Source organism: Neisseria sicca VK64 (assembly GCF_000260655.1).
Classification (GTDB): Bacteria; Pseudomonadota; Gammaproteobacteria; order Burkholderiales; family Neisseriaceae; genus Neisseria; species Neisseria sicca_B.
On sequence record NZ_AJMT01000143.1, the window covers coordinates 1 to 14,256 of the forward strand.

Here is a 14,256-nt window from a genome sequence, read left to right on the forward strand (position 1 = left end):
CCGTCGGTTGCCAAATCCATCGGGGCGGTTTAACCGTTCCCCGAAGCATTCATGACATGGCGTGCGACACGGTAATGCGGCTCAATCATCTTTAAGATTAATAAAGGTCGTCTGAAACGCCGGAAGATGGGTTTCAGACGACCTTTTGATGTTTCATAACGTGAATATGGATTTATTGATGCGCGGCGAGGAATTGTTCCAATTCTTCTTTGAAAGGCATCCCGTTTTGCGCGCCGTCTTGGGTAATGGAAAGTGCGGCGGCGGCACATGCCTTGCGGACGGCGGTTTCGATGCCTTGATTCCAGAAGACGGACAACGCGCCGTTGAATGCGTCGCTGGCACCGATGGTGTCGGCAGTGTCCACTTTAAAGCTGGAAACATAACGCAAACTGTCTTGACCGTCTTTATAGACTGCGCCTTTGTCGCTCATGGTCATCAGGACGGGGCAGGGGGCTTTTAGAATCAGCTCTTCGGGATTCAAATCTTGTGACAGGCCGAGACAGTCGGCAAGTTCGTAGCGGTTGGGGGTCAGAAGGGTGACCAATTCCCATAATTCCGGAGGCAGGAATTGGGCGGGAGCCGGGTTGAGGATAAAGGGCTTGCCGTATTTCTTCGCCAATTTTGCGGCGGTGATGACGCAGTCCATCGGAATTTCGAGCTGGCTCAAAACCACATCGGCGGAGGCGATTTGCTGCTCGGCGTTTTCGATGTCAGCAACCGTCAGCCCCATATTGGCTCCGGCGATAACGATGATGGCGTTTTCATCGTCGGCAACGGTAATGTTTGCCATGCCGCTGGGTAGGCCGGTGAGGGTTTGGATGTGTTCGGTAAAGATGCCTTCGCGGCAGAGGTTGGTGGTCATTTCATAGCCGAAATCGTCATCGCCGACCGCGCCGACTATACAGACGTCTGCCCCCAAACGCGCTGCTGCAATCGCTTGGTTTGCGCCCTTGCCGCCCATGAAGCGGTGAAATGAATTTCCCAGCAATGTTTCACCCGCTCTGGGAAATTTTGAAGCACGGGTGACTAAATCCATATTGATACTGCCGATAACGACGATTTTAGCTTGGAGCATCCTTGATATCCCTTTTATAAAATGCACTAGACTGTTGAACAGCCTTATTTTTGTCTGCTGTTGTGCAATGTATGACTAGCCCAAATAAATAGTCTGAAATTGTACCTGCTAATATTATAAATGCAAAATTAATTGTCAATTTCATATTACTTTGGATTAATTTTGTTGCGATAAAATCAACATATCATAGAATTTAAGGCGGAAATGGCGGTGCTTGGGGAGGAATTGTTTTTATTTTAATAATCTGTGTTGCAACGCGGGCAGCCTGGTGCGCACGCTTTGCAGCCTCGCAGCGTCCAAATCGGCGATGACGATGCCTTCGCCTTCGGGCAATACGTCCAAAATTTCGCCCCACGGATCGATAATCATGCTATGACCGAACGTTCGCCTGCCGCTTTCGTGTTCGCCACCTTGCGCCGAGGCGATGACGTAGCATTGGTTTTCCACCGCGCGGGCGCGCAGCAGCAATTCCCAATGAGCCTTACCTGTCGTGTAAGTGAAGGCGGCGGGCAGCAGCAAAACGTCAAACGGCTGCTGGGCGCGGAAAAACTCGGGAAAGCGCAAGTCGTAACACACGCCTGCGGCAAGCGGCACGCCGTCGGCAGCCAATTTCGGCACATCGCCGCCCGCGCTGATGGTGTCCGCCTCGGCATAGCGTTCGCCCAAGCCTGAAAAACCGAACAGGTGCATTTTGTGATACAGCCCGATTTGCCTGCCGTCGCGGTCGTACACCAACATGGTGTTCATCACTTTGCCCGCGTCAGGGCTTTGCAGCGGAATCGTGCCGCCGAACAGCACCACGCTGTATTCCGCCGCCGTCTCGCTCAAGGTCGTCTGAAAACGAGCGTAGCGGGTTTCGCCAAAACGAGCGTAGCGAGTTTCGTTAAAACCACCGCCGACTAAAGGTTCGGCAAAAGCCAGTTTGTCGGTATCCTTACGCCCCATCAGCGGCCAATATTCGGGCAACAGCACCCAATCCGCGCCTTGCTCGGCAGCTTGGCGCACGAGGCGTTTCATGGTGTCGATATTGGCATTGGGGTCGGTGGACGAAATCATTTGCACGGCGGCGGCGCGGATGTTTTGCATGGCGGTTTTCCTGTCGGGTCGTCTGAAAAGGGCAAGGGATGGTTTGTTTTATAGTGGATTAACTTTAAATCAGGACAAGGCGACGAAGCCGCAGACAGTACAGATAGTACGGAACCGATTCACTTGGTGCTTCAGCACCTTAGAGAATCGTTCTCTTTGAGCTAAGGCGAGGCAACGCCGTACTGGTTTAAAGTTAATCCACTATATAACGAAATCGTTTCAAAAAAACAATCAATAAGGAAAGCAGCGTTTCAGACGACCTTTTATTTTTCTAAGCCGTTTTTATGATGATTTAAACGGCAGGTTTGGTATTGCTTTTATATAAATATATTATTTTTTTATTTTTTATTGATTTTAAAAAATAATTTCCTTAGATGTTGTTTAATCGATAAAATATAAATGTTTTCAAAACTTAACTTCTGTATATAAGCCGTTGATTCTTTGTTTAGTTATTTCATAATTGGGCAGATTTCTTGAAAATTTGTATTGTTACGGTTTGCTAAGTAAGAAGTTATCCGATAAGGTGTACTACAAGCGGTTACATCCGTGAGTATTAAATTAATCAATAAGATAGTTGATCCAATATAAAACTGTTACATCTCACAACAAACGGAAGGCTCTCCTCCGACCGTTTGCACATCAAACCGTTTGCACACCAAACAGAAAGGAAAAAACCATGCTTCATTATGCAGTTGTTTTCTTTGTTATCGCCATTATTGCAGCCGTACTGGGCTTCGGCGGTATTGCAGGCAGCGCGGCAGGTATCGCTAAAATCCTGTTTGTCGGTTTCCTGATTTTGTCAGTGTTGTCCCTGATTTTTGGCAAGAAAAAATAAAACTGACAAACAGATAAGGCGTAACCACGCTACCTTCTGAATGAACGTTTTTTAAAACAAAGGTCGTCTGAAATTTTCAGACGACCTTTCTTCATATCAAACCTTAATCTTCATACGCTTCCATCGGCGGGCAGGTGCAGACCAGATTCCGGTCGCCGTACACGTCGTCCACGCGGTTGACGCTCGGCCAGAATTTGTTTTCGCGCACGAAGGGCAGCGGGAAGACGGCTTCTTCGCGGGAGTACGGATGCGCCCACTCGCCGGTTACGTCGGCGGCGGTGTGCGGGGCGTTGACCAGCGGGTTGTCGTCTTTCGGCCATTCGCCGCGTTCGACTTTCAGCACTTCCTGTTTGATTTGTTTCAGGGCGGCGATGAAGCGGTCGAGTTCGGCTTTACTCTCGCTTTCGGTCGGCTCGATCATCAGCGTGCCGGCAACGGGGAAGGAGACGGTCGGGGCGTGGAAGCCGTAGTCCATCAGGCGTTTGGCGATGTCGGTTTCGGTGATGCCGCTTTCGGCTTTGAGCGGACGCAAATCGACGATGCATTCGTGCGCGACGCGGCCGTTTTTGCCTGTGTAGAGGACGGGATAGTCTTCGCCCAGGCGTTTGGCTACGTAGTTGGCGTTGAGCAATGCCCAGCGCGTTGCCTGTTCCATGCCTTGTTTGCCCATCATGGTCAGGTACATCCAGGTAATCGGCAGGATGGACGCGGAACCGAACGCAGCAGCAGCAACGGCGGTTTGCTCGGCACTTGCGCTGTGCGTGTCGGTCAGCACATGGCCTGGGGCAAACGGGGCGAGGTGGGCTTTCAGGCCGATCGGGCCCATGCCCGGGCCGCCACCGCCGTGGGGGATGCAGAAGGTTTTGTGCAGGTTCATGTGCAATACGTCCGCGCCGACTTCGGCGGGCTGCATGATGCCGATTTGGGCGTTGAGGTTGGCGCCGTCCATGTAAACTTGTCCGCCGTTTTCATGGATGATGCGGCAGATGTCGCGGATGCCTTCTTCGTACACGCCGTGAGTGGACGGGTAGGTAATCATGATGGCGGACAAGGCGTCGCGGTGTTGCTCGGCTTTGGCTTTCAAGTCGTCGATGTTGACGTTGCCGTGTTCGTCGGTATCGACGACGACGACTTTCAAACCGAGCATGGCGGCGGTGGCGGGGTTGGTGCCGTGGGCGGATTTGGGAATCAGGCAGATGTTGCGGTGCGCTTGGCCTTGGGCTTCCTGATAGCGGCGGATGGCGAGCATACCGCTGTATTCGCCCTGCGCGCCGGAGTTGGGCTGGAAGGAAATCGCGTCAAAGCCGGTGATGGCTTTCAGGCTGTTTTCCATGTCGGTCAGGAGTTCGCGGTAGCCTGAGGTTTGGGTTTCGGGGGCGTAGGGATGGATGTCGGAGAACTCCGCCCAAGTAATCGGCAGCATTTCGGCGGTGGCGTTGAGCTTCATGGTGCAACTGCCCAGCGAAATCATGCTGCGGTTCATCGCCAAGTCGCGGTCTTCGAGTTTCTTCAGATAGCGCAGCATTTCGTGTTCGGTGTGGTAACGGTTGAACACGGGATGTTGCAGGATATTGTCTTGACGCAGGAATTCGGTTTTCAGACGACCTTTGACGTCGTCTGAAAGCGTGAAGGTGTTGTTGCCGGTGAAGGCGTAGTACAACACGGCAAGGTCTTCGCGCACGGATGTTTCGTGGAAGGCGGCGGCGATTTGGGTGTCGCTGACGCGGCGCAGGTTGTAGCCCAGTTCCAAAGCGGTTTGGAACGCTTTGTCCGCTTTGTCTTTGCTGCCGAAATCGACGGTAACGGTATCGAAGAAGACTTCGTGAACCACTTTCAGGCCGTCTGAAACCAGCGCGTCGGCAAAGGCGGAAGCCAGCGCGTGAATGCGGTTGGCGATGCGTTTCACGCCTTCGGGGCCGTGATAGACGGCGTACATGCCCGCCAAGTTCGCCAGCAATGCCTGCGCGGTACAAATATTGGACGTGGCTTTTTCGCGGCGGATGTGTTGCTCGCGGGTGGACAACGCCATGCGCAGCGCGGGTTTGCCCGATGCGTCTTTGGATACGCCGATGATGCGGCCCGGGGCGGAGCGTTTGAACTCGTCTTTAAAGGCGAAATAAGCGGCGTGCGGCCCGCCAAAGCCCATCGGTACGCCGAAGCGTTGCGTGTTGCCCAACGCGATGTCTGCGCCCAATTCGGCAGGCGATTTCAGCAAGACCAAGCTCATGATGTCGGCGGCAACGGCAACAATCGTGCCTTTGGTTTTCAGACGACCTATAACGCTTTGCAAGTCTTGTACGTCGCCGTCTTTGCCGACGTATTGGAACAGCGCGCCGAAGTATTCGCCTTCATCCGCTTTGGCAAAATCGCCGACCACCAGCTCGAAGCCGAAATATTTGGCGCGGGTTTTCATCACGTCCAAAGTCTGCGGATAAACGCGCTCGTCCACGAAGAAACGCTCGGATTTTACCTTGCCCACGCGGTGCGCCATCGCCATCGCTTCGGCGGCGGCGGTCGCCTCGTCCAGCAAAGACGCGCCCGCCACGGGGAAACCGGTCAAATCGATGCACACCTGCTGGAAGTTCAACAATGCCTCCAAACGCCCCTGCGCGATTTCCGCCTGATACGGCGTGTAGGCGGTGTACCAGCCCGGATTTTCCAATACGTTGCGCAAAATCACGTTCGGCACGCGGGTCGGATAATAGCCCAAGCCGATATAGGATTTGTTGATCACGTTTTTCGCTGCAATGGCTTTCAGCTTCGCCAAAGCGTCCGCCTCGGTCAGGGCTGCGGGCAGGTCGAGTTCGGACGGCATACGGATGCTTTGCGGCACGGTGTTGCCGACAAAATCGTCCATGCTCTTCTCGCCGAGCGCTTCCAAAAGCGCAGCCTCGTCGCCGAAACTCAAATGACGCGCGGCAAATTCGTTGGGGTTGAACAGTTCGGATAGTTTCATTTCTACTCCTTTTTTGTTGTAGGAATCTGCCGCGAAGGCAGGTATTTGGGTTTTCAGACGACCTTGCGGGCGGATAATCGGGTTTTGTGTCTGCTTGCTATTTCCGTCAGGCAGGAAGCTACTTCCAGTCCTGCACCCGCTTCAAGTCTTTCTGCGCCAGCGTGTCGGCGTGTTCGTTGCGGCTTTGGTATGCCCTGTTTTGCAAGATGCTGTTGGCAACGTAGTTTAAGTGTATTTTGGCGGCTTCGGCAGCATCGGCGGGGCGGCGTTCCAAGATGGCTTCGTAGATGGCGCGGTGTTGCGCAATCAGCTTGGGGCGCGGGTCTTCGGTTTGGTTGGAATAGATGATGCTGCTGCGCGTCTGGCGGTAGAGCATTTTGAGCAGGCCGCCGGAGAGGTGGCTGAAGAGGATGTTGTGCGCGGCGTCGGCGATGGTTTGGTGAAAGCTCACGTCGGCTTCGCTTTGATGTTCCAGATTGCCGCTTTCGCAGGCGGATTCGAATTTTTGCCGCCAAAAATCAATCCGCTTCAAATCGGCATCGGTGCGCCGTTCGGCAGCCAGCGACGCCATGCAGCCTTCGATGTGGCAGCTGAAATCGAAAACGTCGGTTTCCCAGTTGGAATGTTTGCCGAGCAATTCTTGCCAGCTTTGGAGGAAATCCTGCTGCGGTTTGACGGAAACGTAATAGCCGTCGCCCTGACGCGCTTCCAAAACCTGCCGCGCAATCAGGATGTTCAGCGCGACCCTGACCGACGGGCGCGATACGCCGAATTCTTCCGCCAACGTGCGTTCGGGCGGGATTTTGCCGCCTTCTTCGTAAATGCCCGCCGCGATGCGTTCCTCCAATATCGACAATATTTGGTCGCTGATTTTTTGCGGACGAACCAGTTTTGTCATTGTAATTCCCTCTTTTCCATCATGTTTTTTCTGCGAAGAAGACTCAAATCCGATAATGTGATGCGGCAGGTCGTCTGAAATGGCAACCTGTGTCAAAATTAGCATGACCAAATTGGCATGACCAATGTCGCCGTATTCTAATTAACCGCCCCGTATCCCGTCAATATGGCTTGTCCTACCCGTATGTGTTTTAAAACTACATCAGGCTACATTTTTACAATTCATATAATATTTTGTTTTATTTAAAATTAAATAACAAATTTGCGCCGATGCAGTCAGGTCGCCTGAAAAAATAATTGACCGCCATATTAAAGTTTCGTAAAGTGTCCTCCGTTCTCAAAATTGGTTTTACCAATTTAAGAAAATATATTAGAAAAATATTCGGAGATTTTCCCTATGGATACTTGGATTCAAAACTATACCGCAGTGGGCGGCAGCCTATATTTGACGGCTGCCGTTGCCCTCCTGCCCATTATCTTTTTCTTCGTCGCACTGACCATCCTGAAGCTCAAGGGTTATCAGGCGGGGCTTTATACGCTGCTGATTGCGCTTGGCGTTGCCATATTAGGCTTCGGAATGCCTGCGGGCATGGCGGTTTCTTCCGCGCTGTACGGCTTTGCCTACGGTTTGTGGCCGATTGCATGGATTATCGTTACCGCCGTGTTCCTGTATAAAATTACCGTGAAAACAGGGCAGTTCGACATCATCCGCGCTTCCGTGATTTCGATTACCGAAGACCAACGCCTGCAAATGCTGCTGGTCGGCTTCTCCTTCGGCGCATTCCTCGAAGGCGCGGCAGGCTTCGGCGCGCCGGTGGCGATTACCGCCTCGTTGTTGGTGGGCTTGGGCTTTAATCCGCTCTACGCCGCCGGTTTGTGTTTGATTGCCAATACCGCGCCCGTGGCTTTCGGCGCGATGGGTATTCCAATCCTGGTTGCCGGTCAAGTGTCCAACCTCGACCCTTACCATATCGGTCAGGTCGCCGGCCGCCAACTGCCGATCCTGTCGATTATCGTTCCTTTCTGGTTGGTCGCCATGATGGACGGTATGCGCGGCATACGCCAAACTTGGCCTGCCGTATTGGTGGCGGGCGTATCTTTCGCCACTACCCAGTTCATTACCGCCAACTTCATCGGCCCGGAATTGCCCGACGTGACCTCTGCATTGGTCAGCCTGGTCTGCCTGTCTGCCTTCCTAAAAAAATGGCAGCCTAAAGAAATCTTCACCTTCAACGGCATGAAAAAACCAGCTGAACGCAAAGCGGGCGAATACACTGCCGGACAAATCATCAAAGCCTGGTCGCCTTTCGCCATCCTGACCGTTTTCGTCAGCGTGTGGACTATTAAGGGCGTTAAAGAGGCTTTGGGCGTTGCCACCATCAAATTCGACTGGCCGATGCTGCACAATCTGGTACAAAAAGCCGCGCCCATCGTCAGCGAACCGACACCATACGCCGCTGTGTTCAAAATCGACCTCCTCGGCGCAGTCGGCACGGCAATCCTGTTTGCTTCCATCGTTTCCGCCGCTTTGCTGAAAATGAAACCTTCCGAAGCCGTCAGCACTTTCTTTGAAACGCTCAAAGAACTGCGCCTGTCCATCCTGTCTATCGGCTTGGTACTCGGCTTCGCATTCGTGGCAAACTATTCAGGCCTGTCGTCCACATTGGCACTCGTCCTCGCCGCTACCGGTACCGTATTCCCGTTCTTCTCGCCGTTCCTCGGCTGGCTGGGCGTATTCCTGACTGGTTCGGACACTTCCGCCAACGCGCTCTTCGGCTCGCTGCAAGCCAGCACCGCGCATCAAATCAACGTCGTACCCGAACTGACCGTTGCAGCCAACACCACCGGCGGCGTAACCGGCAAAATGATTTCGCCGCAATCCATCGCCATCGCCTGCGCGGCGGTCGGTCTGGAAGGCAAAGAATCCAACCTGTTCCGCTTCACCGTGAAACACAGCTTGATTTTCTGTACCTTCGTCGGCCTGCTGACTCTGCTGCAAGCTTATGTCTTGCCGTGGACGCTGGTTTTCTTCAACAAATAAGCCAACCGGCTTGAAATAAAAAAGGTCGTCTGAAATCCAATTTGGGTTTCAGACGACCTTTTTGTTGTTGTGGGTGTGATTGGGTTTACTGTCATTTCCGTTTCGTTTAAACAGTAGGGGAATGCGTGAATCGAAGATGGTTTAAGTTGGGTTGGGTTTCAAACAAGAACGACGGCGGATAAAAAGGTCGTCTGAAAACGGCAAGGGCTTGCCTCGTTTTCAGACGACCTTTTGTCTATGTGGCAAAACAGTAGAACAATCAGCTTTCGGACGCTTCCTGTTTCAAATCAACCAATCGCGTTCCCGCCAAGAAATCGTATAAAAACTGCCGGTCTGGGTTCAGCAAGGCAAAGCCCCACGGCAGGATGAGCCAGATAAGGGCGGCACTGAAGGCAGGTATGGGCGGGATGGCGAGCAGGTGGCGCAGGCCGGCGTAGGCGAGCAGGGGGATGAAGACGACGAAGATACACGACCAAATAAAGCGGATGCGCAGTTGCGACAATGGCGGCAGCGTGCCGTTTCTGCCGTGCAGCCCGATTTTCCAAGTCTGCATGGCGAGGGTGCGGCCGGTTTTCGTCCAGTTGGTTTTGAAGTAGAGCCACCAGCTTCCTACAAAGATAACGCAGGTAACCAAGCTGGAAAGGAGTTGGGAGACGGGGTTGAGGAAAATCGCGGCGATGCCGGCAAGGATGGCGGCGATGGCGGTCACGGCGCCGGTCAGCAGCAATTCATACATCAGGGCGGCAAGGCGGCGTTTGACGGGGGCGGGGGGAAAGGCGGTCATGACGGTCTGCTCGGTAAAAAGGTCGTCTGAAAAACGGAATGTTTGGTTTGGGCGAAACCGCCGCATCCGTTTTCAGACGACCTTTGTGTGGGGGGAATCAGCGGTGGGGGCGTTTTTGTCCGCGTGCCTGCTGGGCTGCCATCTGGTTCATTTCCTGACGGGTCGGGCGTTTTTTGAACATGGCGTGCGCTTCATCGGCCGAACATTTTTGCGACAGGCAGACCAACGTTATCGCATCTTTTTGGTGTTGTCCGCCACTGTGGTACATACGGCGCAGGTTGGCTTCGTTGATGCGGCCTTTTTCGGGGTCGATGTCGAATTTTTTCAGGCGTTCGAGAAACTGGCGCTGCTGGCGGCGCGAAGTCCAGACAAAGCCGCCGGCGGCTGCGGCGACGATGATGACGGCAAGCAGGATGGCGAGCGGCCACGAATCGACGATTAAGACGATGATCAGGCTTAAAACGGCAGTGGTCAGCACGAGCAGGCCGCCGATGCGGAGTTTGGTTTGGTTGTCCATGAAGTTGCAGTTCCTTGTAAGGGTGGAAGGTCGTCTGAAAAGGGTGTGTGGTAGACGGGCAAGCGGCGGCGTATCTCTGCACGCGCTGAATGCTTGTCAATCCGTTGCATTGAGTGGTGGACGGATTTCAGACGACCTCAAATATCATAACTTTATGTTTAACGGTATTTTACAGTATTTTTGCCGTTTGGGCGCGTACAGAAGCGATGCGGCATACAAACTTTCACGCTTTTTGCACAGGCGCGCCCTTGCCGCGAAAAGCACCTATCCATGCCCAATGAAATTACACCGCCAACCCCGTCACCAACTGCTTGAACTCCGTCCACGCGTCGCCGTCTTCCGCGCCTTTGATGATGCGGTCGATTTTGGCACAGGTTTTGAGCGCTTCGATCAGGCGGACGGCGGGAATGCGTTTGACGGTAATCGGTGCGAGGGTTTGTTTGTCGCCCCACAGGCGCAGGCTGTTGCGGACGGATTGTACGCTCTGCCCTTGTTTGAGTGCGGCGGTCAGGCGGATGAGGGTGCGGATGTCTTCGGCAACCGCCCACAGCAGCAAGACGGGTTCTTCGCCTTCTTCTTCAAGTCCGTCCAAAAGGCGGGCGACGCGCAGGGCATCGCCTTTCATCCATGCGCCGGAGAGCTGGAATACGTCGAAACGGGCGACGTTGGCGACGGCGGCTTCGGCATCGGCGATGTTGACGGTATGGTTTTGCGGGTGCAGCAGGGCGAGTTTGTCGATTTCTTGGCGGGCGGCGAGCAGGTTGCCTTCGACGCGTTCGGCAAACAGGGCGAGCGCGTCGGGTTCGATATTGAGTCCGACCTTGTTCAGACGGCCTTTTATCCACTGAGGCAGGGCTTGCGCGCTAATGGCTTTGGCTTCGAGTACGGTGCCTTTGGCGGCGAGCGCGGTGAACCATTTTGCCTGCGTTTGGGCTTTTTCGAGCTTGGGCAGCAGAATCAGGGTAACGGTGTCTTCGGGCAGGCGTTCGGCGAAGGTTTGCAGCGCGTCGCCGCCGGTTTTGCCGGGCTTGCCGTTCGGAATGTGGATTTCCAAAAGTTTCAAGTCGGCAAAAAGCCCCGCGCTGCCTGCGCTTTGCAGGAGTTCGTCCCAGTCGGCGCCGTTGTCCGCCGTAAAGACTTCGCGGTTGAGGTAGCCTTGTTTTTTGGCGGCGGCGCGTAGGGTGTCGAGGGCTTCGATGCGCAACAGGTCTTCTTCGCCGTGAATGATGTACAGCGGCGAAAGCGGCATATCCGCGTTGACCTGTTCGATATTCATGACCGCCATCAATACGCTTTCAGGAACGTCAGGCGGCGGACGATTTGGTCGGCGGCGTCGGCGCGCATTTCCGCCCAGATGGTTTCGCTTTCTTCCTGTTTGCCCAACACTTCGCTGTCGTTGTAGTCCATCGTGCGGTTGACGAGGACGGTAATCGGTTCGCCCACAGGCTCGCCGTTGCGCATGGCTTGGGCTTCGACGCGCAGCGTCAGCAGGTATTCGTTGACCAGCGCGGCGCGGGTGATGGTGTAGATGTCCTGACGGGTTTCGATGCCCTTGATGTTCAAGGTCATTTGCGCTTCGGCGGCGGAAACAGGTTTGCCGTCAACGCGGCGCAGGGCGTTTTCCAAAGCCTTCTGCATCACGGAGGCGTTTTGGATGTGCCAAGCGGGATACGGCAGCGTGCGTGCGGTGCCGCCCATGCCTTTGAGGTGGAAGCCGCAGGCGGACAGAAGCAGCACGGCGGCGGTCATCAGGATTTTGTTCATTTCATTCTTTCGGTTGCGCGGGTATCGGGGAATTATAGCGGATAGTCGGGCGGTCGGGAAACGCGGCGGCGCAAGGGGATTTCAGACGACCCCTTGCCGTTTGTCGTTTGCCTGCCCGATGGGTACAATCCCAACGTCAGACAACAGGAGAAACATCATGCACCCCATCCGCGAACCCATCCGCAGCGGCCTGCTGCAAGTATCGGACATCCATCAAATCTACTGGGAAGAATCCGGCAATCCCGACGGCCTGCCCGTCATCTTCCTGCACGGCGGCCCGGGCGCGGGCGCATCGCCTGCCTGCCGCGGCTTTTTCAATCCCGACGTGTTCCGCATCGTCATCATCGACCAGCGCGGCTGCGGCCGTTCGCTGCCTTACGCCTGCACCGATGACAACACGACTTGGGACTTGGTTGCCGACATCGAAAAAATCCGCGAAATGCTGGGCATTCAAAAATGGCTGGTGTTCGGCGGTTCGTGGGGCAGCACCTTGTCGCTGGCGTATGCCGAAACCCATCCCGAACGCGTTGCCGGACTCGTCTTGCGCGGGATATTCCTGTGCCGCCCGTCCGAAATGGCGTGGCTGGACGAAGCAGGCGGCGTCAGCCAGATTTATCCCGCGCAATGGCAGAAATTCCTCGCGCCCGTCGCCGAAGAAAAACGCGGCGGCCTGATTGCGGCGTATCACGAAATGCTGTTCGGCGAAGACGAAGCAGGTCGTCTGAAAGCCGCCAAAGCCTGGGCAGACTGGGAAAGCTACCTGATCCGCTTCGAGCCGCAAGACGTCGATGAAGACGCCTACCAATCGCTCGCCATTGCCCGCTTGGAAAACCATTATTTCGTCAACGAAGGCTGGCTGAAGGGCGACAAAGCGATTTTGGCGAACACGGACAAAATCCGACATATCCCGACCATCATCGTGCAAGGACGCTACGACTTATGCACCCCCATGCAAAGCGCGTGGGAACTGTCGCAGGCGCTCCCCGAAGCCGAACTGCGCGTGATTCAGGCGGGACATTCGTCGTTTGATCCTCCATTGGCGGCGGCGTTGGTGGAAGCGGTGGAAGATATGAGGGAACGCGCGGCGTGGTGATACATGATTTGAAAGGACAAATTGATGAAAAAGCTGTTTTTAATCGCATTGGGCTTGGTAAGTTTTAATGTTTACGCCAATGGCTGTCCGGGTCAATTTGATGCTGCCACAGGTATCTGCCGATTTCAGGGCAATAATGGCGAGTGGATTCATTACAATATTGCACCGCCACAGCCAAGCCGCAGCACCCCGCCTCCTAAAAAAATCATTTACCATGACGTCTTGGTACCTTCTAAATTTGGGGCTTTGGCTGTTAGTGTGAAAGCCGGATATATTGCGGGTTCATTGAATCACAGTTCAAAAGAGGAAGCTCAACGAGAAGCAGTCAAACGTTGTCAGCAAGGCAGTCGCAATACGCCTTGCAAAGCCATCACATGGGTAAGAAACGGCTGCCTCGCGGCTGCAAAAGGAAAAGTGAAAAACAACCTGTTTATTTTAGCCGATGCGGCAGGTCCGCAAGGAACGGTCGAACAGGAGGCTTTGCAAAAATGCAGTAACAGAGGGGCAACGGAATGCGAAATCATCATGCCCGAAGGCTGCTCCCTGCCTGAATTGCAATAATCAAATTTTATTTAAAAGGTCGTCTGAGAACTATGAACTGGCCCCCAAATCTTGGACACTCATAAAAGCCTATTCAGGCACTCTGTGTAAGCTGGGTTCTGTATGCGACAGGACTCAGCTTTTTCAATTTCAAACTGCAACGCTCCCGGTTGTAGTAATCCATATAGTCATCTATCTGCTTCATCAATTCATCCACCGTCAATTCTCCTGCGTTATAGAAACACTCCGTCTTTAACACCGCAAAGAAGCTTTCCATCGGCGCATTGTCCCAACAGTTCGCCTTTCGCGACATGCTTTGAACCATGGAATGTTGGGCAAGCAATTCCCTATACCCCGCCGTACGGTACAGCACGCCTTGGTCAGAATGAAGCATTGTTCCTTTACAGTCAGCGGGGGCGGCTTTTTCGAGCATTTCCTTCACCATTTCGCTGTCGGCTCTGCGGCTCATGGCGTAGGCGACGATCTCGCGGTTGAACAAGTCCAAGATTGGCGAGAGGTACAGTTTGCCGTCCTTCCCTTTGAGTTCGGTAACGTCGGTCAGCCATTTTTCGTTGGGCTTTCGGGCTTTGAACCGGCGTTTGAGGAGGTTTCCGATATTTCGCCCATGGCGGGATGGCGGTAGGCTTTTTTCGCCCGTATGAGGGCTT

13 protein-coding genes are annotated in these 14,256 nt (G+C 54.1%); 4 read left to right on the forward strand and 9 right to left on the reverse strand.

Annotation, left to right across the window (positions count from 1 at the left end):
- Window positions 1-172: 172 nt before the first annotated feature.
- Window positions 173-1,075: a ribokinase gene (locus HMPREF1051_RS08710; RefSeq protein WP_003767290.1), complete on the reverse strand. Its 903-nt coding sequence runs from the start codon at window positions 1,073-1,075 to the stop codon at window positions 173-175.
- A 231-nt stretch (window positions 1,076-1,306) separates the two neighbouring features.
- Window positions 1,307-2,161 carry a carbon-nitrogen hydrolase family protein gene (locus HMPREF1051_RS08715; protein WP_003767281.1) on the reverse strand — a complete coding sequence of 285 codons (855 nt, stop codon included), beginning with the start codon at window positions 2,159-2,161 and terminating at the stop codon, window positions 1,307-1,309.
- A gap of 676 nt (window positions 2,162-2,837) precedes the next feature.
- Here HMPREF1051_RS08715 and HMPREF1051_RS13545 point away from each other — a divergent pair.
- Window positions 2,838-2,996 carry a DUF1328 domain-containing protein gene (locus tag HMPREF1051_RS13545; protein ID WP_003744611.1) on the forward strand — a complete coding sequence of 53 codons (159 nt, stop codon included), beginning with the start codon at window positions 2,838-2,840 and terminating at the stop codon, window positions 2,994-2,996.
- Window positions 2,997-3,099: 103 nt separating this feature from the next.
- Here HMPREF1051_RS13545 and gcvP read toward each other — a convergent pair whose 3' ends face one another.
- Both gcvP and HMPREF1051_RS08730 read right to left on the reverse strand, forming a co-directional pair.
- Entirely contained in the window at window positions 3,100-5,952 is a 2,853-nt protein-coding gene (gene gcvP, locus HMPREF1051_RS08725; protein WP_003767288.1) for an aminomethyl-transferring glycine dehydrogenase, read from the reverse strand.
- Window positions 5,953-6,070: 118 nt separating this feature from the next.
- On the reverse strand, window positions 6,071-6,850 hold the full coding sequence (locus tag HMPREF1051_RS08730) for a FadR/GntR family transcriptional regulator (RefSeq protein ID WP_036492635.1): 780 nt from the start codon (window positions 6,848-6,850) through the stop codon (window positions 6,071-6,073).
- Between the two features lie 396 nt (window positions 6,851-7,246).
- Between HMPREF1051_RS08730 and HMPREF1051_RS08735 the strand changes: the two genes are divergently transcribed.
- Window positions 7,247-8,890: a lactate permease LctP family transporter gene (locus tag HMPREF1051_RS08735; RefSeq protein ID WP_003767300.1), complete on the forward strand. Its 1,644-nt coding sequence runs from the start codon at window positions 7,247-7,249 to the stop codon at window positions 8,888-8,890.
- Window positions 8,891-9,149: 259 nt separating this feature from the next.
- On the opposite strand, the gene HMPREF1051_RS08740 is transcribed toward HMPREF1051_RS08735, so the two are convergent.
- From HMPREF1051_RS08740 to lptE, 4 genes are all read right to left on the reverse strand, one after another.
- Window positions 9,150-9,674 carry an RDD family protein gene (locus HMPREF1051_RS08740; protein ID WP_036492636.1) on the reverse strand — a complete coding sequence of 175 codons (525 nt, stop codon included), beginning with the start codon at window positions 9,672-9,674 and terminating at the stop codon, window positions 9,150-9,152.
- Window positions 9,675-9,771: 97 nt separating this feature from the next.
- A complete protein-coding gene (locus HMPREF1051_RS08745) occupies window positions 9,772-10,191 on the reverse strand; it encodes a hypothetical protein (protein WP_003767286.1) in 420 nt (139 codons plus the stop codon).
- A gap of 283 nt (window positions 10,192-10,474) precedes the next feature.
- Complete coding sequence (gene holA / locus HMPREF1051_RS08750; protein ID WP_003767279.1) at window positions 10,475-11,476, reverse strand: DNA polymerase III subunit delta; 1,002 nt, start codon at window positions 11,474-11,476, stop codon at window positions 10,475-10,477.
- On the reverse strand, window positions 11,476-11,955 hold the full coding sequence (lptE, locus tag HMPREF1051_RS08755; protein ID WP_003767304.1) for an LPS assembly lipoprotein LptE: 480 nt from the start codon (window positions 11,953-11,955) through the stop codon (window positions 11,476-11,478). Before lptE ends, holA begins: the two co-directional genes overlap by 1 nt.
- A gap of 157 nt (window positions 11,956-12,112) precedes the next feature.
- On the opposite strand from lptE, the gene pip reads away from it, so the two are divergent.
- A complete protein-coding gene (pip, locus tag HMPREF1051_RS08760; RefSeq protein ID WP_003767302.1) occupies window positions 12,113-13,048 on the forward strand; it encodes a prolyl aminopeptidase in 936 nt (311 codons plus the stop codon).
- 24 nt (window positions 13,049-13,072) lie between these two features.
- The gene (locus HMPREF1051_RS08765; RefSeq protein ID WP_003767293.1) at window positions 13,073-13,609 is read left to right on the forward strand and encodes a DUF4189 domain-containing protein; all 537 of its coding nucleotides are present in this window, start codon (window positions 13,073-13,075) and stop codon (window positions 13,607-13,609) included.
- 73 nt (window positions 13,610-13,682) lie between these two features.
- Here HMPREF1051_RS08765 and HMPREF1051_RS08770 read toward each other — a convergent pair.
- Window positions 13,683-14,256 (reverse strand): IS3 family transposase (locus HMPREF1051_RS08770; RefSeq protein WP_003767297.1); only part of this gene is annotated, 574 nt, incomplete at its 5' end.

Excerpts from the sequence above, each read along its gene's own strand:
- HMPREF1051_RS08710 (WP_003767290.1), bottom strand. The coding sequence starts at position 1,075 with ATGCTCCAAGCTAAAATCGTCGTTATCGGCAGTATCAATATGGATTTA.
- HMPREF1051_RS08715 (WP_003767281.1), bottom strand. The coding sequence starts at position 2,161 with ATGCAAAACATCCGCGCCGCCGCCGTGCAAATGATTTCGTCCACCGAC.
- HMPREF1051_RS13545 (WP_003744611.1), top strand. The coding sequence starts at position 2,838 with ATGCTTCATTATGCAGTTGTTTTCTTTGTTATCGCCATTATTGCAGCC.
- gcvP (WP_003767288.1), bottom strand. The coding sequence starts at position 5,952 with ATGAAACTATCCGAACTGTTCAACCCCAACGAATTTGCCGCGCGTCAT.
- HMPREF1051_RS08730 (WP_036492635.1), bottom strand. The coding sequence starts at position 6,850 with ATGACAAAACTGGTTCGTCCGCAAAAAATCAGCGACCAAATATTGTCG.
- HMPREF1051_RS08735 (WP_003767300.1), top strand. The coding sequence starts at position 7,247 with ATGGATACTTGGATTCAAAACTATACCGCAGTGGGCGGCAGCCTATAT.
- HMPREF1051_RS08740 (WP_036492636.1), bottom strand. The coding sequence starts at position 9,674 with ATGACCGCCTTTCCCCCCGCCCCCGTCAAACGCCGCCTTGCCGCCCTG.
- HMPREF1051_RS08745 (WP_003767286.1), bottom strand. The coding sequence starts at position 10,191 with ATGGACAACCAAACCAAACTCCGCATCGGCGGCCTGCTCGTGCTGACC.
- holA (WP_003767279.1), bottom strand. The coding sequence starts at position 11,476 with ATGGCGGTCATGAATATCGAACAGGTCAACGCGGATATGCCGCTTTCG.
- lptE (WP_003767304.1), bottom strand. The coding sequence starts at position 11,955 with ATGAACAAAATCCTGATGACCGCCGCCGTGCTGCTTCTGTCCGCCTGC.
- pip (WP_003767302.1), top strand. The coding sequence starts at position 12,113 with ATGCACCCCATCCGCGAACCCATCCGCAGCGGCCTGCTGCAAGTATCG.
- HMPREF1051_RS08765 (WP_003767293.1), top strand. The coding sequence starts at position 13,073 with ATGAAAAAGCTGTTTTTAATCGCATTGGGCTTGGTAAGTTTTAATGTT.